21 protein-coding genes, 1 tRNA gene and 1 other RNA gene are annotated in these 21,417 nt (G+C 61.5%); 12 read left to right on the top strand and 11 right to left on the bottom strand.

Going from position 1 to position 21,417, the window contains the following annotated elements:
• Window positions 1-36: 36 nt before the first annotated feature.
• The 3 genes from M52SOB_RS06590 (at window position 37) to ubiG (ending at window position 2,922) form a co-directional block, all read left to right on the top strand.
• Window positions 37-1,380, top strand: a complete 1,344-nt coding sequence (locus M52SOB_RS06590; RefSeq protein ID WP_131111131.1) for a TRZ/ATZ family hydrolase — start codon at window positions 37-39, stop codon at window positions 1,378-1,380.
• Between the two features lie 86 nt (window positions 1,381-1,466).
• The gene (gene ompA, locus M52SOB_RS06595) at window positions 1,467-2,150 is read left to right on the top strand and encodes an outer membrane protein OmpA (protein ID WP_131111132.1); all 684 of its coding nucleotides are present in this window, start codon (window positions 1,467-1,469) and stop codon (window positions 2,148-2,150) included.
• A 64-nt stretch (window positions 2,151-2,214) separates the two neighbouring features.
• Entirely contained in the window at window positions 2,215-2,922 is a 708-nt protein-coding gene (ubiG, locus tag M52SOB_RS06600; RefSeq protein ID WP_131111133.1) for a bifunctional 2-polyprenyl-6-hydroxyphenol methylase/3-demethylubiquinol 3-O-methyltransferase UbiG, read from the top strand.
• Here the strand turns inward: ubiG and M52SOB_RS06605 are convergent, their stop codons facing one another.
• Window positions 2,923-5,034 carry an ABC transporter substrate-binding protein gene (locus M52SOB_RS06605; RefSeq protein WP_131111134.1) on the bottom strand — a complete coding sequence of 704 codons (2,112 nt, stop codon included), beginning with the start codon at window positions 5,032-5,034 and terminating at the stop codon, window positions 2,923-2,925.
• Between the two features lie 65 nt (window positions 5,035-5,099).
• Between M52SOB_RS06605 and fabI the strand changes: the two genes are divergently transcribed.
• The gene (fabI, locus tag M52SOB_RS06610) at window positions 5,100-5,915 is read left to right on the top strand and encodes an enoyl-ACP reductase FabI (protein WP_131111135.1); all 816 of its coding nucleotides are present in this window, start codon (window positions 5,100-5,102) and stop codon (window positions 5,913-5,915) included.
• 92 nt (window positions 5,916-6,007) lie between these two features.
• On the opposite strand, the gene M52SOB_RS06615 is transcribed toward fabI, so the two are convergent.
• From M52SOB_RS06615 to M52SOB_RS06625, 3 genes are all read right to left on the bottom strand, one after another.
• Entirely contained in the window at window positions 6,008-7,906 is a 1,899-nt protein-coding gene (locus M52SOB_RS06615) for a SurA N-terminal domain-containing protein (RefSeq protein WP_131111136.1), read from the bottom strand.
• A gap of 62 nt (window positions 7,907-7,968) precedes the next feature.
• A tRNA-Ser gene (locus M52SOB_RS06620) sits at window positions 7,969-8,062 on the bottom strand.
• A gap of 42 nt (window positions 8,063-8,104) precedes the next feature.
• Window positions 8,105-9,346 carry an aspartate kinase gene (locus M52SOB_RS06625; RefSeq protein ID WP_131111137.1) on the bottom strand — a complete coding sequence of 414 codons (1,242 nt, stop codon included), beginning with the start codon at window positions 9,344-9,346 and terminating at the stop codon, window positions 8,105-8,107.
• Between the two features lie 177 nt (window positions 9,347-9,523).
• On the opposite strand from M52SOB_RS06625, the gene M52SOB_RS06630 reads away from it, so the two are divergent.
• The gene (locus M52SOB_RS06630; RefSeq protein ID WP_131111138.1) at window positions 9,524-9,814 is read left to right on the top strand and encodes a helix-turn-helix domain-containing protein; all 291 of its coding nucleotides are present in this window, start codon (window positions 9,524-9,526) and stop codon (window positions 9,812-9,814) included.
• A gap of 9 nt (window positions 9,815-9,823) precedes the next feature.
• Here the strand turns inward: M52SOB_RS06630 and M52SOB_RS06635 are convergent, their stop codons facing one another.
• Window positions 9,824-10,678, bottom strand: coding sequence for a radical SAM protein (locus tag M52SOB_RS06635; RefSeq protein ID WP_172601765.1), 855 nt, complete (start codon window positions 10,676-10,678; stop codon window positions 9,824-9,826).
• Between the two features lie 50 nt (window positions 10,679-10,728).
• Here M52SOB_RS06635 and queD point away from each other — a divergent pair, with 50 nt between their 5' ends.
• The 3 genes from queD (at window position 10,729) to M52SOB_RS06650 (ending at window position 11,797) form a co-directional block, all read left to right on the top strand.
• Entirely contained in the window at window positions 10,729-11,184 is a 456-nt protein-coding gene (gene queD, locus M52SOB_RS06640; protein ID WP_172601766.1) for a 6-carboxytetrahydropterin synthase QueD, read from the top strand.
• Window positions 11,167-11,510, top strand: a transfer-messenger RNA (tmRNA) gene (gene ssrA, locus M52SOB_RS06645). The genes queD and ssrA overlap by 18 nt, the downstream gene beginning before the upstream one ends.
• 71 nt (window positions 11,511-11,581) lie before the next feature.
• Window positions 11,582-11,797 carry a hypothetical protein gene (locus M52SOB_RS06650; protein WP_131111140.1) on the top strand — a complete coding sequence of 72 codons (216 nt, stop codon included), beginning with the start codon at window positions 11,582-11,584 and terminating at the stop codon, window positions 11,795-11,797.
• 11 nt (window positions 11,798-11,808) lie between these two features.
• Here M52SOB_RS06650 and M52SOB_RS06655 read toward each other — a convergent pair whose 3' ends face one another.
• Window positions 11,809-12,024 (bottom strand): hypothetical protein, encoded by a 216-nt coding sequence (locus M52SOB_RS06655; protein ID WP_131111141.1) that lies wholly within the window; start codon window positions 12,022-12,024, stop codon window positions 11,809-11,811.
• A 293-nt stretch (window positions 12,025-12,317) separates the two neighbouring features.
• Window positions 12,318-14,300, bottom strand: coding sequence for an acetate--CoA ligase (acs, locus tag M52SOB_RS06660; RefSeq protein WP_172601767.1), 1,983 nt, complete (start codon window positions 14,298-14,300; stop codon window positions 12,318-12,320).
• A 195-nt stretch (window positions 14,301-14,495) separates the two neighbouring features.
• Between acs and M52SOB_RS06665 the strand changes: the two genes are divergently transcribed.
• The 3 genes from M52SOB_RS06665 to murI are packed head-to-tail and all read left to right on the top strand — an operon-like array spanning window position 14,496 to window position 17,371.
• Window positions 14,496-15,023, top strand: coding sequence for a TIGR00645 family protein (locus M52SOB_RS06665; protein ID WP_131111142.1), 528 nt, complete (start codon window positions 14,496-14,498; stop codon window positions 15,021-15,023).
• A gap of 13 nt (window positions 15,024-15,036) precedes the next feature.
• Window positions 15,037-16,560: a fumarate hydratase gene (locus M52SOB_RS06670; RefSeq protein WP_131111143.1), complete on the top strand. Its 1,524-nt coding sequence runs from the start codon at window positions 15,037-15,039 to the stop codon at window positions 16,558-16,560.
• A 31-nt stretch (window positions 16,561-16,591) separates the two neighbouring features.
• Window positions 16,592-17,371: a glutamate racemase gene (gene murI / locus M52SOB_RS06675; RefSeq protein WP_131111144.1), complete on the top strand. Its 780-nt coding sequence runs from the start codon at window positions 16,592-16,594 to the stop codon at window positions 17,369-17,371.
• Here the strand turns inward: murI and M52SOB_RS06680 are convergent.
• Window positions 17,361-18,260 carry a DMT family transporter gene (locus M52SOB_RS06680; RefSeq protein WP_131111145.1) on the bottom strand — a complete coding sequence of 300 codons (900 nt, stop codon included), beginning with the start codon at window positions 18,258-18,260 and terminating at the stop codon, window positions 17,361-17,363. The genes murI and M52SOB_RS06680 overlap by 11 nt on opposite strands.
• 45 nt (window positions 18,261-18,305) lie before the next feature.
• On the opposite strand from M52SOB_RS06680, the gene M52SOB_RS06685 reads away from it, so the two are divergent.
• A complete protein-coding gene (locus M52SOB_RS06685; RefSeq protein WP_131111146.1) occupies window positions 18,306-19,157 on the top strand; it encodes an ATPase in 852 nt (283 codons plus the stop codon).
• Between the two features lie 154 nt (window positions 19,158-19,311).
• Here M52SOB_RS06685 and M52SOB_RS06690 read toward each other — a convergent pair whose 3' ends face one another.
• The 3 genes from M52SOB_RS06690 to M52SOB_RS06700 all read right to left on the bottom strand — a co-directional run bounded on the left by M52SOB_RS06690 (window position 19,312) and on the right by M52SOB_RS06700 (window position 21,402).
• On the bottom strand, window positions 19,312-19,797 hold the full coding sequence (locus tag M52SOB_RS06690; protein WP_131111147.1) for an FKBP-type peptidyl-prolyl cis-trans isomerase: 486 nt from the start codon (window positions 19,795-19,797) through the stop codon (window positions 19,312-19,314).
• 22 nt (window positions 19,798-19,819) lie between these two features.
• Window positions 19,820-20,311 carry a peroxiredoxin gene (locus tag M52SOB_RS06695; RefSeq protein WP_131111148.1) on the bottom strand — a complete coding sequence of 164 codons (492 nt, stop codon included), beginning with the start codon at window positions 20,309-20,311 and terminating at the stop codon, window positions 19,820-19,822.
• An 80-nt stretch (window positions 20,312-20,391) separates the two neighbouring features.
• A complete protein-coding gene (locus M52SOB_RS06700; protein WP_172601768.1) occupies window positions 20,392-21,402 on the bottom strand; it encodes a sensor domain-containing diguanylate cyclase in 1,011 nt (336 codons plus the stop codon).
• Between the last annotated feature and the right edge of the window lie 15 nt (window positions 21,403-21,417).

Consider the following 21,417-nt stretch of genomic DNA (forward strand, 5'->3'; position numbering starts at 1 on the left):
AATGGGCGCTCTTGAGAGTCGTCAATTCTAGCACCCATGCCTTCCGAATTCCCAGCCGGGCCGCAGGCCATCGATCAACTGATCGATGCGCGCTGGATCGTGCCTGTCGAACCGGAAAACCTGCTGCTCGAACACCATAGCCTGGCGATCCACCAAGGGCGCATCGTTGCACTGCTGCCGAGCGCGGAAGCCCACCAGCGCTACGCGCCACGCGAACATTTCGCGCTCAACGATCATCTCCTGCTGCCGGGCCTCGTCAACCTGCACACCCATGCCGCGATGACGCTGCTGCGCGGTTTTGCCGACGACATGCCGTTGATGCGCTGGCTCACCGAGCGCATCTGGCCGGCGGAACAACGTCATGTCGCGCCGGAATTCGTCCGCGACGGCACCCTGCTCGCCTGTTGGGAGATGCTCCGGGGAGGCGTCACCTGTTTCAACGACATGTATTTCTTTCCGCAAGCGGCCGCCAAAGCAGCCCTGGAGGCCGGCATGCGCGCCGCGCTGGGCATCACCGTGTTCGAGTTTCCCAGTGCCTACGGCAGTGACGCCGAAGACTATCTGGCCAAGGGATTGGCAACCCGTGATGCGCTAGCAGACGCGCCGCTGATTTCCTTTTGCCTCGCGCCGCATGCGCCCTATACCGTTGCCGACAAGACCTTCGAGCGTGTCGCCGTGCTCGCCGACCAGCTCGATCTGCCAGTTCACATCCACGTCCACGAAACCGAAGAGGAAATCGCCGGCAGCCTCAAGGAACATGGCGTCCGGCCGCTGCAACGCCTCAAGCATCTTGGCCTGCTCGGCCCACAGCTGATCGCCGTCCATGCCGTGCATCTCCTGGATGCCGAAATCGACCTGTTGGCGGAACATGGCAGTCATGTCGCCCACTGTCCGACCTCGAACATGAAGCTTGCCAGCGGTCTCGCCCCGGTCGGCGCCTTGCTGACCAAGGGCGTCGGCGTCGGTCTGGGCACTGACGGGGCCGCCAGCAACAATCGTCTCGACGTGCTGCAGGAAATGCGGCACGCCGCCCTGCTCGCCAAGCTGGGCAGCCGCGATGCGGCGTGCCTGCCTGCCCACCAGGCGCTGCGCATGTCAACCCTCGACGGGGCCCGGGCGTTGGGTTTGAGCAGTGAGATTGGTTCGTTGGTGCCGGGCAAGGCGGCCGACTTGTGCGCGTTGCGGCTGGACGGCTGGGAAATCCAACCTTGTTTCGATCCGGTTTCCCATCTCGTCTATGTAGCGGGACGTGAGCAGATCAGCCATGTCTGGGTCGCCGGCAAGTTGCGTATAAAAGACACTCGCCCCGTCGACCTCGACACTGCCGCCTTACTGGCCAAGGCACAAATTTGGAATAGTGCTATTATTTATAAACATTAGCCGCAGAATAATGCCAAGCGACTAAAGCTCAAGCTTTCTTGAAGAGATTTCCTTTTTCAACAACCTTCATCGAGGGAAGAAAAAACATGATCAAGCTCGCCTCCAAGCATCTCCTGATGGCAGCCTTGGCCGCCGGCATCGGCGCCGCTGCCCAAGCCCAAACTCCGGGTGTCGACCTCAAAGGCACCGTCGGCTATGTGATCGATCAGCGCGGTTATGTCGCCAAGAGCGGCACCGGCCTGTGCTGGCGCACCGGCTACTGGACGCCGGCGATGGCGATCGCCGAATGCGATCCCGACCTGGTGCCGAAGGCAGCACCGGCCCCTGCTCCCGCACCGGCGCCTGCGGCCCAACCCGCGCCCGCGCCGAAGCCCGCCGCGAAGAAGGTGACACTGGCTGCCGACGCGCTGTTCGATTTCGACAAGGCCACGCTGCGTCCGGAAGGCAAGGCCAAGCTCGACAAACTGGTCAGCGACATCGGCGCCATCAAGCTGGAAGTGATCATCGCCGTCGGCCATGCCGACCGCATCGGCAAGGATGCCTACAACCAGAAGCTGTCCGAGCGTCGCGCCGCCGCCGTCAAAGACTATCTGGTGAGCAAGGGCATCGAGGCCAACCGCGTCTATGCCGAAGGCAAGGGCGAGAAGCAGCCGGTGACTGGCGACAAGTGCAACAAGATGGGACCCGAGAACCGCAAGAACAAGAAGCTGATCGAGTGCCTGCAACCTGACCGTCGCGTCGAGATCGAAGTGATCGGCACGCAAAACTGAGCACGCCCGTCCTTGCATCTGAAAAGCCCTGCCTGGCAGGGCTTTTCCTTTTCCGGAGCCCGCCATGAGTACGACCGTCAATTTCGATCCGCAGGAACTCGCCAAATTCGGCGAGCTAGCCCATCGCTGGTGGGACCCGAACTCGGAATTCAAGCCTCTGCACGACATCAATCCGCTGCGGCTTGGCTGGATCGATCGCTGTGCCCGTCTTGCCGGCAAGAAAGTCCTCGATGTCGGCTGTGGTGGCGGACTGCTCTCCGAAGGCATGGCGGCGCTCGGCGCCGAGGTGATGGGCATCGATCTGTCGGAAAAGCCGTTGGCCGTCGCCATGCTGCATCTGCATGAAAGCGGCCACCGGATCGACTATCGCCTCGTTTCGGCCGAAGCGCTCGCTGCGGAGATGCCCGGCTGCTTCGATGTCGTCACCTGTCTCGAAATGCTCGAGCATGTGCCGGACCCGGCTTCGACCGTGCGCGCCTGCGCCAGCCTGGTCAAACCCGGTGGCCAAGTGTTTTTCTCGACCATCAACCGCAATCCGAAGGCCTGGCTGTTCGCGGTGATCGGCGCCGAATACGTGCTGCGCCTGCTGCCGAAAGGTACCCACGAATACGCGAAATTTCTGCGCCCGGCGGAATTGGCGCGCTTCGCGCGTCAGGCGAATCTGGAAGTCGAAGAAATCATCGGCATGAGCTACAACCCACTGACCCGAACCTACTCTCTCGGTAGCGACACCAGCGTCAACTATCTGTTGCGCGCCCGGCGCCCGGCCTGATCAGCTTTTCGCCAGCGCCTTCTCACGGCGGCGGTGACTGAGGACCGCCGGTAAGGCCAGGGCGACCAGCAGGCCACCGACCGCCAACAGCGGCCAAAGCACCGGTCGGTTCCACTGCGCGCGCAGCTTTTCGCGCAGCGCCACGTCGATGCGCTGGTATTTGAGTGTGTTGTTGCCGACCTTGGTCGGTTTGCGATTCAAAAGCCAGGCGTGGCGCAAGCTGTAATCCTTTGGGTGGAAGCCCCAGACCCAGGGCGTGTCCTCGTGCAGGATCGCCAGCATGCGGTCGATGATTCGCTGCCGCTCGGGACCATTCTCCATCGCCCGCATGCGCTCGAACAGGCGGTCGTATTCCGGATTGGCGTAGTTCGCGGCATTCTCGCCGCCATGCTTGACCTTGCCCTGCGGGCCGTAGAGCAGGAATAGAAAGTTTTCCGGATCCGGATAATCGGCATTCCAGCCGAAATAGAACAACTGCACCGCGCCTTTTCTCACCTTCTCCTGGAAGCGGTTGTAATCGGTGCTGCGCACCACGAGCTGCACGCCGAGCTTCTGGAACTGCTTGTTCAGCCAGTCGATGCGGGATTTCGCGCCGACGCCGGTGGCCGTGGTGTCGAGATTGATGATCAGTGGCTCGCCCGTCTTGGCATTGCGACCATCGGGCCAGCCGGCTTCCGCGAGCAGGCGGCGGGCCTTTTCAATGCCTTTGCGACGCGCGCCCCCATCCGTCCATTCATAGACGATCGGGTTGATGCCTGCCCGCCCTTCACGGTGGCCGAAAATACCCGGCGGGAGCGGGCTCATCGCCGGGATGCCGCGGCCATTCTGGAAGATCGAGATGAACTCTTCCTGGTCGATGGCGATGGCGATCGCCTGGCGGATTTTCCGGGCCGCCGGGCTGTCGCCGCCGACCAGCGGATCGAGCATGTTGAAGCCCATGTAGAAGGTCGAGGTGGCCACCGAGGTCGACAAACGGATGCCCTGCGCCTGCATTTCGGGGGTCAGCGAGACTTCGCCCCCTGCGCCGACCTGCACCGCCTGGTCGAAGGAATCCGAAGCGATGCCCGAGGCATCGTAATAGCCCTGCAGGAACTTGTTCCAGTAGGGAATCTGCTCCTTCTCGCGCGTGAACACCACCTTGTCGATGAACGGCAGCGGCCTGCCGCAATCATCCAGCAGCCCCGCTTCCCTGTCACCCGGCTCGCCTTCACAGGGATAGGTTTCGCCGCGGAAATTGGGGTTGCGCTCCAGCACCATGCGCGCATTCGGATTGTTCTCGGTCAGCATGTAGGGGCCGGTGCCGATTGGGTACCAATCGAGCGTGAGATTCTTCTCCGCCATGCCGGGCTGGCTGTGGAAACGATCGGCTTCCCAGGGCATCGGCGCGAAGAAGGGCATCGTCAGCCAGTAGAGGAATTGCGGGTACTTGCCCCTGATGCGGATGCGATAACGGTAGCGATCGATGGCCACTGCGCCATCGAGCGGAAATTCCCGCAGATCGAGCCATTCGTGCCGTCCCGCCAGTGCCGACTTTTGTAGCCGTTCGGCAAACGCCTTCAAACCGACGATGTAGTCGCTCATCAGGCCGAGGATCGGCGAGTGCAAGTGCGGATGAGCGAGCCGTTTGATCGCATAGACGTAATCCTCGGCGACCAGCTCGCGTGTGCCGCGGTTGGGGAAATCGGCCAGCGTATGAAAACGTGCAATGTCCGCCGGCTGTTCGGCAAAAGCCGGATGCGGCTGATACAGGATGCCTGGCTTGATCTCGATCACATAGTCGGTGAAAGCGATCTGCGCCGCATCGGCATCGGCAGGCAGGGGGCGACCCTCGGCATCGAGATAACTGGGCTGCGGCACGGCCTTAGCCGTCGCGGGAATCAGCTCATAGGGGCGTTTCAGATAGTGGTATTGCAGCGGCGGCTCGTAGATCTGTGCCGTGAAAGTGATCTCGTCTTCACTGTAGGATTGCACCGGATCGAGATGCTTCGGCCGCTCGGTAAAGGCCGTGTAGAAGATGTTCTGTCCGCGCTCGGCGGCCGGGTAGGGATCATTCCAAACCGGGCCGCAGGCACCGAGCAGAAAACTCGCCAACGAAATGAGCAGCCGCCGCATGGCCGAAGTGTAATGCAATCGCCGCTATAATCCGGCTCCGTTGGAACGCATTGGGAGGAATCACCATGGGTTTTCTTGCCGGCAAGCGCATCCTGATCACCGGCCTGTTGTCGAACCGATCGATCGCCTATGGCATCGCCAAGGCCTGCCACCGGGAAGGCGCGCAGCTGGCCTTCACCTACCAGAGCGAACGCTTTCAGGAACGCCTGCAGAAGTTCGCCGCCGAATTCGGCAGCGATATGGTGTATCCGCTCGATGTCGCCGACGACGCGCAGATCGATGCCGCCTTCGCCGCCATCGCTGAGCGTTGGGACGGTCTCGATGGCCTCGTCCATTCGATCGCCTATGCCCCCAACGAAGCGATCGAAGGCGACTTCCTCGACGGCATTTCCCGCGAAGCCTTCCGCATCGCCCATGAAATCTCTTCCTATAGCTTTCCGGCCATGGTCAAGGCGGCGCGCCCGCTGCTGTTCAAGGGCAACAATCCGTCGCTGGTGTGCATGACCTATCTCGGCGCCGAACGCACGATGCCGAACTACAACACGATGGGGCTGGCCAAGGCGAGCCTCGAAGCGGCCACCCGCTACCTCGCGTTCAGCCTCGGGCCGCGCGGCATCCGCGCCAATGCGGTATCGGCCGGCCCGATCAAGACCCTGGCCGCCTCGGGCATCGGCAATTTCAGCAAGCTGCTCGCCTACAACGCGCACCACGCGCCGCTCAGGCGCAACGTGACGATCGACGAAGTCGGCAATGCCGCGGCCTTCCTGCTCTCCGACTTGGCGAGCGGCATCACGGGCGAAGTGTTGTACGTCGATGGCGGCACGCACACCGTCGCGATGGGCAATCCCGATCCGTTGCCGGGTTCGAACGGAAACGGCTGAATCGTGGCCCCTTCGGTCGGTGCCGTTCCGCCAGCGCCGACTTTGAATGGACTAAATCGCAAGAGTCCAAAAAGCGGCTTATTCGGTGTTGCCTATTTCCGCTCGAGCGCTGCGCTGTTGATCGTCACGCCATAGTGCTCGCGCAATGCGGCCAGCCAGCCGATCAACTCTTCACGCGCCACGACGTCGTTGTATTGCTGTTGCAAGGCCTGGGCGCGCGGTGCGGCTTCGCCCGGATTCGTCGGATCGAAGGGTCTGACCCGATCGACCCGGTACAAGGCAAAGCCCTTCGGCGTCTTCACTCCCGTATAGGCCGGTAGTTGCTTCGCGTCCACGGCGAAGATCGCCGCGAGCGCGTCGGCTCCGACCTCCGGCGCATGCTGGCGGCTCACTGCGCGCACCGTTCCCCACGTGAGCGTGGACTTCTCGCCCCCGCGCAGCTTGGCAAGCTCCGCTTCACCTGCCTCTGCAGCCTTGGCCAAAGCCGCCTCGCGTGAGAGCACCTGTTCGATCATGCCAGCCACTTTTTCGAGCGGCAGCAGCTCGGCGGGACGATGATCGATCACACGCGCGGCAACGAGCATGTTCGGCGCGGTTTCGATCGCCTCGGTATTGCGCCGGTTCTTGAGCGCATCTTCGGAAAAGATCGCCTGCAGCAGCTTCGGATTCGTGAAGGGTGCGGAAAGATGCCCATCCTTCGCCAGCCAATCCGAGGTCTGGATCGTCAGCCCGTATTTTTCCGCCGCCGGCTTGAGGCTGTCGGCCTGCTCATAGGCCAGATTGGCGAAACCTTCCGCCGCCTCGACATACTGCTTCGCACCCGCTTGTCGCTTGAGCTCCGCCTCGATCTCGCCGCGCACCTCGTCGAACTTGCGCGCCTGTTCAGGACGGATGCCGGTCAGTTTGATGATGTGAAAACCGAAATCCGAGCGCACGAGATCGGACAGCTGATTATCCTGCAACGAGAAAACGGCTTCTTCGAAAGGCTTGACCATCATGCCGCGACCAAAGAAGCCGAGATCGCCGCCCTTCGCGGCAGAACCCGGGTCCTGGGAATGCGCTTTCGCCAGCCGGGCGAAATCGTCCGGTTTGGCGCGCACCTCGGCCAGAATCTGCCTGGCCTTTTCTTCCGCGGCTTTGACCTCGTCGGCCGAGGCATTTTTCTCGACGCGGATCAGGATGTGGCTGGCGCGCCGCTGCTCCGGGGTACGGTAGCGGGCGAGATTCGCCTCGTAAAAAGCCTTGATCTCCGCCTCGCTGACCTTGGCATTCTCGATCAGTTTGTCGCGACTCAACACCAGATATTCCACGCGCACCTGCTCGGGCTGTTCGAAACGGGCACGATTCTCGTCGTAATAACGCTGCACCGCCTGCGCATCCGGCTTGCTGGCGGCGAGGAACTGCTCGACGGGCAGCATGGCCTCGGCGATGTCGCGCTCCTCGAGCCGGGCGATCAGCCAACGCTCCACCGGCAGCTTGCCCGTGAAAGAGGCATTCGGGATCGGCAACAGCTGTTGCTGCGTGATCAAATCACGCCGGAGCATCGCCTCGAACTGGGCAATACTCATGTTCTGGCCGGCGACCATCGTCTCGTAACGTTCGCGCGAAAACTTGCCATCCACCTGCAGCGCCGGCAAGGAGGTAATGATCGCCGCCAGCATTTCGTTGCTGATGCCCATGTGCGCCTCGGCGGCATGTAAATGCAGCGCGCGCTGGTTGATCAGCTCCTGCAGCACGCCACGCCGGATCTCTGGGCTGTCCAACAAGGCCGTATTGTTGCCCAGCTGCGGCCGCAGACGCTCCTGCTGCTCGGTCAGAGCGCGTTGGAATTCATCACGACTGATCGGCGACTTACCGACCCGGGCAATCTCGTTCGCTCCGCCGCCGCTGCCGCGAATGTAGGAATCCACCCCCCACAGGGCAAATGGCAGAATGATGATCGCCAGCACCAGCTGGACGACTTTCTTGTTGTTGCGAACGAAATCGAACATGGTCTCGTATCCAAGCAAAAAGGCGAACCGCGGTCCGCCTTTGTTCCTATTCGCGTATCACTTGGCGGAGACGGAGGGATTCGAACCCTCGATACAGGTTTTGGCCCGTATGCTCCCTTAGCAGGGGAGTGCCTTCGACCTCTCGGCCACGTCTCCGAAGTGGGCGGATGATACCCGCCACACCTTTTCGGGTCAAACTCAAGCTGGCGCCTTGTCGAGCCCGAAGGCCTGGTGCAGCACGCGCACGGCGAGTTCCAGATACTTCTCGTCGACGACGACCGAGATCTTGATTTCGGAGGTGGAAATCATCTGGATGTTGATCCCCTCCTCGGCCAGCACCCGGAACATCTTGCTGGCGACACCGGGGTGGGAGCGCATGCCGACGCCGACGGCGGAGACCTTGCAGATCTTGTTGTCGCCTTCGATCGCACGCGCGCCGATGTGTGGCTTGACCTGCTCTTCGAGAATCTTCAGAGCCCGTGCGTATTCGCCGCGATTGACGGTGAAGGAGAAATCCGTGGTGCCGTCGTGACCGACGTTCTGGATGATCATGTCGACGTCGATGTTGGCCTCGGAGATCGGCCCGAGGATCTGCGACGCGATGCCGGGACGATCCGGCACGCCCAGCACGGTCAGCTTGGCTTCGTCACGATTGAAGGCAATGCCGGAAATGATCGGTTGTTCCATGGTGGTGTCTTCCTCAACGGTGATCAGCGTGCCAGAAGTTTCCTTGCCTTCTTCTTCGAAGCTGGAAAGCACGCGCAATTTGACTTTGTATTTGCCGGCGAATTCGACCGAGCGGATCTGCAGAACCTTGGAGCCCAGACTCGCCATCTCGAGCATTTCCTCGAAGGTGATGCGGTCGAGCTTGCGCGCCTCGGGAACGACGCGCGGATCGGTAGTGTAGACGCCATCGACATCGGTATAGATCTGGCACTCGTCGGCCTTCAACGCCGCAGCGAGGGCAACCGCAGAGGTATCCGAACCGCCGCGCCCCAGTGTGGTGATGTTGCCCTCTTCATCCACCCCTTGGAAGCCGGCCACGATCACGACCGTGTCGTCGTCGAGATCGGCGCGGATGTTGTGCTCGTCGATCGAGAGAATGCGCGCCTTGGTGAACGTGCTGTCGGTGAGCACCTTGACCTGGCCGCCGGTGTAACTCTTCGCCTTGATGCCGATATCCTGCAAGGCCATCGCCAAGAGCGCGATGGTGACCTGTTCCCCGGTGGAGACCATCACGTCGAGTTCGCGCGGATGCGGGTTCGGCGAGACCTCCTTGGCGAGGGCGATCAGCCGGTTGGTTTCGCCGCTCATCGCGGAGACGACCACCACCAGCTGATGCCCCTGCAATTTCCAACGTTTGATGCGCCGGGCGACTTCCCGGATGCGTTCGGGGCTGCCCACCGAGGTGCCCCCGTATTTTTGAACGATCAGCGCCATGTTCGATCCAAAAAAGAAAGTGGCGCATTCTAGCCGAAAGCGCAATCTTGCGGAAACTACGTAGTTGCGCCGCTTGTATGGCAAGCCAATATTCGATATGCTTGCAAACCTATAACTTCCGTTGTATAAACGAGTCGCCCATCATACCCATCTTGAATCTAACGAAAGGATAATCAGATGAAATCAACCGACAAAATCGACGTGCGCGAAATCCGCCGCAAGCTCGGCATGAACCAGCAGCAATTCTGGTCGAAACTCGGTGTGACCCAAAGCGGTGGTTCCCGCTACGAAAGCGGCCGCAACATGCCGCGGCCGGTGCAGCATCTTCTCCGCCTCGTGCATGTCGAACAGATCGACATCCAGAAGATCAAGAAAGAGGATTGGGAAGTCATCGAGTACCTGAAGTCCAAGAAGCCCGACCTCTTCAAGGAGCTCAAGAAGGAAGCCCGGGCCGCCAAAAAAGGCTGAAGTGGGAATTCATGGGCTGACCTGAACGGTCAGCCCGGTCGTCATGCGGATCCGTTGCGCGAATTCCTCTAGCCACTCGGAGGGTAAGGCTTTCAGTCGTGCGGCTTCCGGTTGCTGCGAAGGACGCGCCAAACCATAGAGATGCACCCCGGCGAGCACATCCCGCGCGCTGCCGAGGAGCGCCAGATAGCGTTCGAGCGCATCCTGCGATGGCGTTGCGCCGTCGAGCATGAAAAAACAGCTCTGCACCCAGGTCGGACACATCGACGCACAGGCTCTGAGCCTGCGCAACACTGTCCCAGGCTGCAAATCGACGCCGTTGATCAGGCGGGTGGTTTCCGCTCCCACGCCATCGATCTTGAACCAGACCTCGCCCTGGCGATCTCCAATGCAGCGGATGCCTTCCTGTACGGTTTTGCGGCCGAGCAAGCTGCCATTGGTGATGAGCCGCAACAGCGGCGCTCGTGGCAGCGGAAAATCATCGAGCACCCGAGCGACCAAGGCGACGGCAGCGGGGAATTCGCGCGCGCTGGTCGGCTCGCCGTTGCCGGAAAACGCGACATCGACCAGTCGGCGCGCCTCCGGCGGGACATGGCGTTGCAGATAATCGCCGTGGACCATCGCCGTCAAAAGCGCGCGTAATTCGGTTTCCAGGAGACCGAGATCGATCGGTGGCGGCCCGCCGCGCTTGAGGTTCGGCACCTGACAGTAGATGCAGCGCCAGTTGCAGGCGTTGTTCGGATTCAGGTTGATGCCGACGGAGACACCGCGCGCGCGCCGGGAGACCACCGGGTAGACATAGGTCATGCCGCTGCTGTCGCGGTCATGGTTACTGGCGGAAAGCCGCCGCGATGGAAAGGTCATGGGGCACATGCCCGGAATATAATGGCGAACCGCAGATTATCACGCCCCTCATGAAAATCACCCGTCGCATCGAGTTCGACGCCGGACACCGCATTCCCGACCATGCCAGTCAGTGCCGTCATCTGCACGGTCACCGTTATGCGTTGGAAATCACCCTCGCCGGCGAGGTGATCGAGGCCGCCGGCCAACCGTACAACGGCATGGTGATGGACTTCGCCGAAGTCAAGGCGATTGCCCGGCGTCTGATCGTCGATCTTTGGGATCATGCCTTTCTCGTCTATGCCGGCGATAAGCTGGTAGTGGATTTTCTTGCCTCCCTGCCCGGCCACAAGACGGTGATTCTCGATCGGGTGCCGACCGCGGAGAATCTCGCCCGCATCGCTTTCGAACGGCTTGCTCCGGCCTATCGCGACGTCTATGGCAATCATTTGCGCCTCGAACGGGTGCGCATCTATGAGACCCCGAACTGCTGGGCAGAGTGTTGTTCGAGCGATTTGTCGTCTTGAAATTTCCCACAGCCAGTCCCATAATGTCGGCATGGTTGTAATCCCGGCGATCCGGAAACGTTCTGGACAGGGGTTCGATTCCCCTCACCTCCACCCAAGGGCAGACGCAGGACGCCAAAGCCGACGATGTTCTTGGGTGGGGGTGCACTGGCTTCGACAGGGCGATTGATGGAAAGCAGGCAACCCGAAAGGCGACGAACGTAATTCGCGCAAATCCACAAACGCCAACGATGAGCGTTTCGCACTGGCCGCCTAAGGCCAATGCCGAGGCCGCTTGAGCCTTGTCACCCAAGAAAAGCCGGCGGGCGCTTCGGCGCCCGTCGTCATTTATGTTTCATTTTTCCTCATCATCGCCGTTGTACCATTTGTCGCGGCACAACAATTGCAAGGCATCGTCATGAACATGAACCGGGTGGGGAAATTCGAAACCCTCAAGATAATGAACGAATTCGACCAGGCGCTGATCGAGAAATACGGGGTCAATATGACCGATGCCCACATCACGCGTTACGAAGCGCTGACGGCTTATGAAAAGACCGGCAGTGCCAGCCAAGCGGCTGCGCTGCTCGCCGAACAACGCGGGTTCAAACCGCTGTCCGAATCCGTCGATTGAAGCGTAGCCGGTCAATGCAGACCGGCCGCTGCCAGCATCTTCTGCGCTCGAACACGACGCGCCTCTTCCGGGGTCAGCCCCACCAGCGATTCGGGAGGAAGGGGTACGTCCCAATGCTGCTGAAACAGATCGATGGCCTCGCCGTTGTCCAGGTGGGCACGATAGATTTTTTCCTGATAAGCGGGCGCACCCGGTAGAGCCACGAGTTCGACGGATTGGATGATCATGATGGGAACCTCGACGCAACAGACTCGTTCGTCGCGTATCCTGCGCTCTCCGTTCCGCCCGCTCAAGCCGAAGAAAGCACCCAAAAAGACCGTTGCTCGAAAAGTCGGCGCTGGCGGAAACATGAACGACGTCCCGCCGGGCACCGACTCACCTTGACAAGTCGGCGCTGGCGGGACGGCACGAAAAACGAGAAGCGGCCGCTTGTGGCGACCGCTTTCTCTTTCCTCCTCCGGTTCGCATCCTCCGGCCCGGGATTCTGTTTGAACCAGGCCGGAGCGCGAGACGTCGGTTTTCAGATTCCCTGCTTGAGCTGCTCGAGAATGGCAGGGTTTTCGAGGGTGGAAACGTCTTGAGCGATCTCCTCGCCCTTGGCCAGCGAGCGTAACAGGCGACGCATGATCTTGCCCGAACGCGTCTTCGGCAGGTTCTCTCCAAAACGGATGTCTTTCGGTTTGGCGATCGGTCCGATCTCCTTGCCGACCCAATTCCTGAGCTCGTCGGCGATCTTTTTCGCTTCCTCGCCCGTCGGCCGTGGCCCTTTGAGCACCACGAAGGCGCAGATCGCCTCACCGGTCACTTCGTCCGGCCGGCCGACCACCGCGGCCTCGGCGACGAGCGGGTTGGCCACCAGGGCGGATTCGATTTCCATCGTTCCCATACGGTGGCCGGAAACGTTGAGCACATCGTCGATACGGCCCATGATCGTGAAATAGCCGGTTTTGGCGTCCCGCACCGCACCGTCGCCGGCAAGATACAGCTTGCCGCCGAAGTCGGCCGGATAATAGGACTTCTTGAAACGCTCCGGGTCGCCCCAGATGGTCCGGATCATCGACGGCCAGGGCTTCTTGATGACCAGGAATCCTCCCTGCCCCCATGGCACTTCATGGCCGGTTTCATCGACGATCGCGGCCTGAATGCCCGGGAAGGGCAGCGTGCAGGAGCCCGGCACCAAGGGCGTCACGCCCGGCAGCGGCGTGATCATGTGGCCGCCGGTTTCGGTCTGCCAGAAGGTGTCGACGATCGGGCAACGGCCGCCACCGACGTTTTCGTAATACCACATCCAGGCTTCCGGGTTGATCGGCTCGCCGACCGTGCCGAGGATGCGCAGCGACTTCAGGTTGTAGTTCCGCGGATGGGTCGCCGGGTTGGTTTCGGAGGCCTTGATCAGCGAACGGATCGCCGTCGGCGCCGTGTAGAAGATCGTCACCTTGTGATCCTGGATCATGCGCCAGAAGCGGCCGGCATCGGGATAGGTGGGCACGGATTCGAAGACGATCTCGGTTGCACCGCAGGCCAGCGGGCCATAGGTGATGTAGGTGTGACCGGTGACCCAGCCGATGTCGGCCGTGCACCAAAAGATGTCGTCCTTCTTGAGATCGAAGGTCCATTTGGTGGTGAGGATCGCGTGCAGCAGATAGCCGCCCGAGCTGTGCTGCACGCCTTTCGGCTTGCCGGTCGAGCCGGAGGTGTAGAGCAGGAACAGCGGGTGTTCGGCCTCGACCCACTCCGGCTCGCAGGTGTCCGGCTGGTTGGCGACGACGTCGTGGTACCAGACGTCGCGGCCGGCCACCATGTTGCAGTTGCCGCTGCCACGTTTGATGACGAAAACGGTCTTGACCTGATGGCCAGTCGCCATACTGAGGGCTTCGTCCACCGCTGGCTTGAGCGGCAGCGCCTTGCCACCGCGGTGTTGTTCGTCCATCGTGATCACGGCACAGGCGCCGGCATCGAGGATGCGCTCTTCCAGAGACTTGGCGGAGAAACCGCCGAAGACGACGGAATGGATCGCGCCGATGCGGGCGCAGGCCTGCATCGCGACGACGCCCTCGATCGACATCGCGACATAGATCAGAACGCGGTCGCCCTTCTTGATCCCCGCGGCGCGCAGCGCATTGGCGAACTTGTTGACTCGGGCAAGCAGCTCTTTGTAGGTGACCTTGGTGACCTGGCCATCGTCGGCTTCGAAGATCAGCGCGACTTTGTCACCCAACCCCGCCTCGACGTTTTTGTCGAGGCAGTTCCACGAGACGTTCAGCTTGCCATCGGCGAACCATTTGTAGAACGGCGCATTCGATTCGTCGAGCACCTGGGTGAAAGGCTGCTTCCACACCACGTGTTCGCGGGCCAGACGGGCCCAGTAACCCGCGTAATCCTGCTCGGCTTCCTTGCACAGGGCCTCATAGGCAGCCATGCCCGAAATGGTGGCTTTCTTGACGACCTCTTCGGAAGGCGGAAAGACGCGACTTTCCTGCATGACCGATTCGATGGCGCTCATTGAGATTTCTCCTCTCGCAATGACGTTGTGGATACTTGCCCGCTGATTGTTGTTTGGGGCCAGACTCTTGGGAAAGTCATTCTAGCCGAACATTTCAGCCGGCCAAGCTTACAAGGCGCTTACGGTCGAATGAGCGCGGGTCCGTGCCATTCCGGCGTGTAGAATTTTCTTTTCGTTTCTCGCTGGGTGAACTCGATGAAAAGAGCCGTGCAAACGATGGAGCATTTCATTTTCTGGAGTCGCTGGCTGCAGGCGCCGCTCTACCTCGGCCTGATCGCTGCCCAGGGCGTCTATGTGTACCAGTTCATGCACGAACTGGCGCACCTGGTCAGCAAGGCCGGCGAACTCTCGGAAACCGAGGTAATGCTGATCGTGCTGGGCCTCATCGACGTGGTGATGATCGCCAACCTGCTGATCATGGTCATCATCGGCGGTTATGAGACCTTCGTCTCCCGTCTCGACGCCATCGAAGGACACCCGGATCAGCCCGAATGGCTCTCCCATGTCAATGCCGGTGTGCTCAAGGTCAAGCTGGCGGTCGCGTTGATCAGCATCTCCTCGATCCACTTGTTGCGCACTTTCATCAACGCGCCGCAGATCAGCGATCGGGTCGTGATGATCCAGATCGCCATCCACCTCGCCTTCCTCGTTTCCGCCATCGCCATTGCCTGGACCGACAAGATCATGATGCAGACCTTGGCGATCCAGCATCAGAACCACTGAACCGGAGCATCCCATGTCCCAGCCGATACGCCAGGAAGACTTCATCCAGTCGATCTTCGACGCCTTCCAGTTCATCAGCTATTACCACCCGCGCGACTACATTCAGGCGCTCGGCCGCGCTTATGAACGCGAAGCGTCGCCCGCTGCCAAAGACGCGATCGCCCAAATCCTCACCAACAGCCGCATGTGCGCGGAGGGGAAGCGGCCGATCTGCCAGGATACCGGCATTGCGGTGGTGTTCCTCAAGATCGGCATGAACGTGCGCTGGGATGCGCAGCTGTCGCTTCAGGAAATGGTCGATGAAGGTGTGCGTCGCGCCTATCTGCATCCGGACAACAAGCTGAGAGCCTCGGTGCTGCTCGACCCGGCCGGCAAGCGCATCAACAGCAAAGACAACACGCCGGCGGTGGTGCACGTCGAAATCGTGCCGGGCGATACCGTCGAGGTGATCTGCGCCGCCAAGGGCGGCGGCTCGGAAAACAAGGCGAAGTTCGTGATGTTGAACCCTTCCGATTCGATCGTCGACTGGGTGTTGAAAACCGTGCCGACGATGGGTGCCGGCTGGTGCCCGCCGGGCATTCTCGGGCTGGGCATCGGCGGCACGCCGGAAAAGGCGATGCTGCTCGCCAAGGAAGCCCTGATGGCGCCAGTCGACATCGATGAACTCGCTGCCCGTGGCCCGCAAAACCGCATCGAGGAGCTGCGCCTCGAACTCTATGAAAAGGTCAACGCACTGGGCATCGGTGCGCAGGGCTTGGGCGGGCTCACCACGGTGCTCGACGTGAAGATCCTCGACTACCCGACCCATGCAGCGAGCCTGCCGGTGGCGATGATCCCGAACTGCGCCGCGACGCGCCATGTCCATTTCACGCTCGATGGCACCGGTCCGGCCAGACTCGAACCGCCAAATCTTTCCGACTGGCCTCAGGTTTCCTGGCGGCCGGACACCGAAAAGTCGTTGCGCGTCGATCTCGATACACTGACTCCCGCCGAAGTCGCTTCCTGGAAGCCTGGGCAGACTCTGTTGCTCAACGGCCGCATGCTCACCGGTCGCGATGCCGCGCACAAGCGCATCGCCGATCTGCTCGCCCGTGGCGAGAAGCTGCCGGTCGATTTCACCAACCGCGTCATCTACTACGTCGGCCCGGTCGATCCGGTGCGGGATGAAGTCGTCGGCCCCGCCGGCCCGACGACGGCCACCCGCATGGACAAATTCACCGAGATGATGCTGGCGCAGACGGGGCTGATCGCGATGGTCGGCAAGGCGGAACGTGGCCCTGCGGCGATCGAGGCGATCAAAAAACACCGCTCCGCCTATCTGATGGCCGTTGGCGGCGCTGCCTATCTCGTCTCGAAGGCGATCAAGGCGGCACGGGTGGTGGCCTTCCCCGACCTTGGCATGGAAGCGATCTACGAATTCGAGGTCAAGGACATGCCGGTCACCGTCGCCGTCGATGCCAACGGCACTTCGGTGCATGAGACCGGGCCGCGCGAATGGCGCATGAAGATCGGCAAGATTCCCGTCGTCACGGCATGAGGGTGCCGTCCCGCCAGCGCCGACTTTGCACATGATCGGCGTCTTCGACTCAGGCTACGGCGGCCTGTCGGTGCTGGACGCCATCGCCCGGCAGCTGCCGCGCGCCGACTTACTCTATCTGGCCGATACTGCCCACGTGCCCTATGGCGACAAGCCGGAGGGCTTCATCACCGGCCGTGTGCTGGCCATCGGCGAGCATCTCGCCGCGCAGGGCTGCTCCCTGATCGTGGTGGCCTGCAATACCGCGACGACGACCGCGATCCAGGCGCTGCGCGACCATCTGCCGGGCATTCCGATCGTCGGCGTCGAACCGGGCGTGAAGCCCGCCGCGCAATCGACGCGCACGAAGCGCATTGCCGTGCTGGCCACCGAGGCGACCGCGCAGAGTCGCCGCCTCGCCCAGCTGATCGCCAGCCATGCCGCAAATGTCGCGGTGGAGGTCGTGCCCTGCCCCGGCTGGGCAAGCCATGTGGAAGCCTTGCGTCCCCTGACCGGCGAATTCCGCGCCGAAGTGGCCGCCAAGATTGCCCCGCTCATCGCATCGGGGGTCGACCGCATCGTGCTCGGCTGCACCCACTATGCCTTTCTGACGCCGATCATCGAACCCTTGATCGCAGGACGCGCCGAGCTCGTCGATGTCGCCGATGCCGTCGCGCGTCAGGTCGTGCGTCTGGGCGGCGCGATGAGCGGTCGGGCCGAACTGTGGCTACAGGCCACCGCGAAACCCCAGCGGCTGCAATACTCGCTGCCGATGCTCGGTCTGACCGCATTGGCCGAGCGTAGCGTCACACCGCAGCTGGTCAGACTCTAGGCTGGTCGGTTTGCTCCCCGTCGTGGCGGGCGAGATAGATCACTGCGGCGAGTATCAGCGCTCCCCCCGCCAACTGCACCACCGTCACGGCCTCGCCGAGTATCAGGAAAGCCAGGCCGATGGTGACCAGTGGTTCCAGCGTCGAGAGGGTCGAGGCATCCGCGGCACCGAGTTTTTCGAGGCCCTTGAAGAAGCCCAGGATCGCGAGCAGCGTCGAAAAGATCGCGATCGCCACCACTGCGAGCCAACCCTGTAGCGATTGCGGCATGGCCAGGCCCTCGACGCTCGCCGCGCCGCCATAGACGACGGCGGCAGACAGCATCACCACCGCCGCCGCCGGCAAGGCGCCGACGCGTGGCATCACGCGTTCCCCGGCGATGATGTAGAGCGAGTAAATCAGCGCCGCAGCGATGCCCAGCAGGATGCCGAGCGGCTGGCTGGAAAGGTCGCCACCGACCGTCAGCGCCGTACCGGCGAGCGCCACCGTCACGGCCATGGTCCGCCCGGCACCGATCTTGCGACGATAAAGCAGCGCCGACAGCAAGGTGACGATGGCCGGATAGAGATACAAAAGTAAAGCGACCAGACCGGCGCTGGCGTATTTCAGCGCGGAAAAATAGCAGTACGCCTGACCGACGTAGCCGATCGCGCCCATCAAAATCAACCAGAGCAGATCGCGGCCGCGTGGCCAGCACATGCCGTGCATGCTGCCCCATGCCGCCAGCAGCAGACCGGCGATCATGAAGCGCAGAAACAGCATCGTGCTGAGCGTGACCCCTGCCGCATAGGCGATCTTGGCGAAGATCGCCATCGCGCCGAAACCGGCGGCGGAGAGCATGATCCACCACAGGCCATGCCAGCGCTCGGCCTTGCTTGTTCTTTCGTTCATGGGGCGGCCAGTTTATCCGCAACGGGCTGCGCGATAATGGCGTTCATGAAATTGACCATCGCTGAATTCCGCGCCTGGCCGCACAAGAAGATCACCCTGCTCGGCATGTCCGGCGTCGGCAAGACCTGGCTGTCCTCGCTGTTGCGCACCCAGGACTGGTTCCATTACTCGGCCGACTACCGCATCGGCAAACGCTATCTCGACGAACCGATCCTCGATCTCGTCAAGCAGCAGGCGATGCAGGTGCCTTTCCTGCGCGACCTGCTGCGCCGCGACTGGATCGACATCAAGAACAACATCAAGATCGACGACCTCGGGCCGGTGCTTGCTTTCATCGGTAAGCTCGGCGACCCGGCGCGCGGCGGTCTGCCGCTCGACGAATTCTCGCGTCGTCAGGCACTCTACCGGGCGGCCGAAATCGCGGCGATGCACGATGTGCCCGAGTTCGTCAAGAAAGCGCAGGAGATCTATGGCTATGCACATTTCGTCAATGATGCCGCCGGCAGCCTCTGCGAACTCGATGATCCAGGCGTGATCGATCTCCTGGTCGAACACACGCTGATCCTCTACATCCAGGTGACGACCGCGGCAGAAGAGGCGGAACTGATCCGCCGCGCGCAGTCCGACCCAAAGCCGCTTTACTTCCGGCCCGCCTTTCTCGCCGAACATGTGCCGCGTTACCTGCGTGAGAAAGGCTTGACGGACATCACTCAGGCCGATCCAGACGATTTCACGCGCTGGATCTTCCCGCATCTGTTCCGCGAGCGCCTACCGCGATACGAGGCCATCGCCCGGCCATACGGCTATACCGTCACCTCGGCCGAGGTGGCTCAAGTGCGCGACGAGCGGGATTTCCTGGAGCTGCTGGAAAACGCGATCGGCCGGAGATGCGACTGATTAAGCGAAACCCCTGCGAAACGCCGCGAGCGGGATGATAGCTCGGCGCACGGAGCGCAGCGACCGAGACATATCAAATAGATAGGCGAGGGAGCGAGCACCGCGCAACGCAGCAGACCGCTCGCGCAGCCAGTTTCGCAGGGGTTTCTAAGCCTCAATGGCTGTGACCACCCTCGCCATGCACATGGCCATGGGCGATCTCATCGGCGGTGGCCGGACGCACATCGCTGACGGTGCAAGAGAACACCAGTGCCGTTCCGGCGAGCGGATGGTTGCCGTCGAGCATCACCTTGTCGTCCAGGATCTGGGTGACGCGATAGACGATGAAATCGTCGTCATCGGCCCCCGGTAGCGCCCCCTCGAACTGCATGCCGACTTCGAGAATCTCGGGAAAGCTGGAACGCGGCTCGATCTGCACGAGATCGGCATCGTATTCGCCGAAGGCTTCGGCCGGCTGCAGCTTGATCTGTACCGAATCGCCCGTTTCTTTGCCTTGCAAGGCCTGTTCGATCCTCGGGAAGATGTCGTCATAGCCGCCGTGCAGATAGACGATCGGGCGTTCGCCCGGATCGATCAGCTCGCCATCGGGATCGGTGACCCGATAGGCCAGGGTGACGACGGTATTTCGTTCGATTTTCATGGAAGGCTCCTGAGAAGGCCTGTCAGGCGTGTTCGCGCGTGGACTTGTGGCCGAGTTGTTTGACGAGTTGAAAGACTTCGGCAGCGTGTCCCTTGGCGTTGACGTCGTAAAGCGCGTGACGCACGATGCCCTGCTTGTCGATGACGAAGGTGGAACGGATCAGGCACAGCTTCTTGTGGCCTTCGTGCTCCCGATAATGCATCACGCCGTATTTGCGGCAGACTTCGCCGTCTTCGTCGGAAAGCAGCCGCACCGAGAGGCCATGTTTGTCGCGAAACTCCGCATGGGACAAGCAATCGTCGCGCGAGATACCCACCACGGTACAGCCGAGCCGGTTGAAATCACTCTCGTGATCGGAAAAATCGATCGCTTCGAGCGTGCAGTAGGGCGTGCCGTCCTTTGGGTAAAAAAACAGCACGAGATGCTGCTTGCCGATCAGCGAAGCCGAATCGAACAACTCCATGTCGGCATCGGGCAAGATGAACTGCGGTGCGGCCTGTCCTGGTTGAAGCATGTCGGTCTCACGAAAAACGATGGCGGATTCTAACCGGAGAAGAGCCCCCTGCAACTTTGCAACCTCTGCCGAAAGCAAGATCAGAGCAAACTCGCCTGCACATCGTCGGCATGTTCCTGCGTCGCAAATAGCCGATACTGATTGCGACCGCCCTCCTTGGCCGCATACATGGCAATGTCGGCATTGCGCAGCAGCTGCTCCACTTCCCGACCATCGCGCGGATAGAGTGCGATGCCGACACAGCCAGAGATGCGCACCGTTCCGGCGTCGAGATAATAAGGTTCGCCCAAGAGGTTGACGATCCGCTGGGCGATCTGTTTCACCTCTTCGAGGCTGGTCATCTCGGAAAGGATGATCGCGAACTCGTCGCCGCCCAATCGAGCCACCGTGTCGGTCTCGCGCACACAGCTGACCAAGCGCCGCGCCGCTTCGACCAGCAGCTGATCGCCGGCACTGTGACCCAACGAATCATTGACCTCCTTGAAGCGATCCAGATCGATTTGCAGCAGGGCGAAATTGCGGTGATAACGATGCGCTTGGCTGATGGCGGTCTGGAGGCGGTCCATGAACAGGGTTCGGTTCGGCAGCTCGGTGAGTGGATCGTGATGCGCCTTGAAGCGCAGCTGCTCCTCATCCGCCTTGCGCTGCGTGATGTCGTGGAAGATGGCGAGGTAATGGATGGGTCCCTGCCCGCCATCGATTTTCACGATCGACAACCATTCGACGTGGATCTCACCGTCCTTGTAACGGTTCCAGATTTCCCCTTCCCAATGTTTGTGCGTCTCGATCGCCGACCACATCTGTGCGTAAAAAGCCTGGTCGTGGCGGCCGGATTTCAGCAGACGTGGATTGCGCCCCACCGCTTCGGCGGCCGTATAGCCGGTGATCGCCGTGAAGGCAGGGTTCACCCGCACGATGTTATTGGCGGCGTCGGTGACCACGATCGCTTCGGCGGCATGCTCGAAGACGGCATCGGCGATACGCAATGCCTCTTCCTGCTGACGGCACTCGAGAATCTCTTGTTCCAACGCGGCATTGCGTTGTGCCAATTCGCGATGGCGCACGAACTGCAGATATCCGAAAACCGCCATCGCAATGCAGCCCGC

This window comes from Sulfuricystis thermophila, from assembly GCF_004323595.1.
GTDB lineage: Bacteria > Pseudomonadota > Gammaproteobacteria > Burkholderiales > Rhodocyclaceae > Sulfuricystis > Sulfuricystis thermophila.

Coding starts and splice junctions, on each gene's coding strand:
- M52SOB_RS06590 (WP_131111131.1), top strand. CDS start 37: ATGCCTTCCGAATTCCCAGCCGGGCCGCAGGCCATCGATCAACTGATC.
- ompA (WP_131111132.1), top strand. CDS start 1,467: ATGATCAAGCTCGCCTCCAAGCATCTCCTGATGGCAGCCTTGGCCGCC.
- ubiG (WP_131111133.1), top strand. CDS start 2,215: ATGAGTACGACCGTCAATTTCGATCCGCAGGAACTCGCCAAATTCGGC.
- M52SOB_RS06605 (WP_131111134.1), bottom strand. CDS start 5,034: ATGCGGCGGCTGCTCATTTCGTTGGCGAGTTTTCTGCTCGGTGCCTGC.
- fabI (WP_131111135.1), top strand. CDS start 5,100: ATGGGTTTTCTTGCCGGCAAGCGCATCCTGATCACCGGCCTGTTGTCG.
- M52SOB_RS06615 (WP_131111136.1), bottom strand. CDS start 7,906: ATGTTCGATTTCGTTCGCAACAACAAGAAAGTCGTCCAGCTGGTGCTG.
- M52SOB_RS06625 (WP_131111137.1), bottom strand. CDS start 9,346: ATGGCGCTGATCGTTCAAAAATACGGGGGCACCTCGGTGGGCAGCCCC.
- M52SOB_RS06630 (WP_131111138.1), top strand. CDS start 9,524: ATGAAATCAACCGACAAAATCGACGTGCGCGAAATCCGCCGCAAGCTC.
- M52SOB_RS06635 (WP_172601765.1), bottom strand. CDS start 10,678: ATGACCTTTCCATCGCGGCGGCTTTCCGCCAGTAACCATGACCGCGAC.
- queD (WP_172601766.1), top strand. CDS start 10,729: ATGAAAATCACCCGTCGCATCGAGTTCGACGCCGGACACCGCATTCCC.
- M52SOB_RS06650 (WP_131111140.1), top strand. CDS start 11,582: ATGAACATGAACCGGGTGGGGAAATTCGAAACCCTCAAGATAATGAAC.
- M52SOB_RS06655 (WP_131111141.1), bottom strand. CDS start 12,024: ATGATCATCCAATCCGTCGAACTCGTGGCTCTACCGGGTGCGCCCGCT.
- acs (WP_172601767.1), bottom strand. CDS start 14,300: ATGAGCGCCATCGAATCGGTCATGCAGGAAAGTCGCGTCTTTCCGCCT.
- M52SOB_RS06665 (WP_131111142.1), top strand. CDS start 14,496: ATGAAAAGAGCCGTGCAAACGATGGAGCATTTCATTTTCTGGAGTCGC.
- M52SOB_RS06670 (WP_131111143.1), top strand. CDS start 15,037: ATGTCCCAGCCGATACGCCAGGAAGACTTCATCCAGTCGATCTTCGAC.
- murI (WP_131111144.1), top strand. CDS start 16,592: ATGATCGGCGTCTTCGACTCAGGCTACGGCGGCCTGTCGGTGCTGGAC.
- M52SOB_RS06680 (WP_131111145.1), bottom strand. CDS start 18,260: ATGAACGAAAGAACAAGCAAGGCCGAGCGCTGGCATGGCCTGTGGTGG.
- M52SOB_RS06685 (WP_131111146.1), top strand. CDS start 18,306: ATGAAATTGACCATCGCTGAATTCCGCGCCTGGCCGCACAAGAAGATC.
- M52SOB_RS06690 (WP_131111147.1), bottom strand. CDS start 19,797: ATGAAAATCGAACGAAATACCGTCGTCACCCTGGCCTATCGGGTCACC.
- M52SOB_RS06695 (WP_131111148.1), bottom strand. CDS start 20,311: ATGCTTCAACCAGGACAGGCCGCACCGCAGTTCATCTTGCCCGATGCC.
- M52SOB_RS06700 (WP_172601768.1), bottom strand. CDS start 21,402: ATGGCGGTTTTCGGATATCTGCAGTTCGTGCGCCATCGCGAATTGGCA.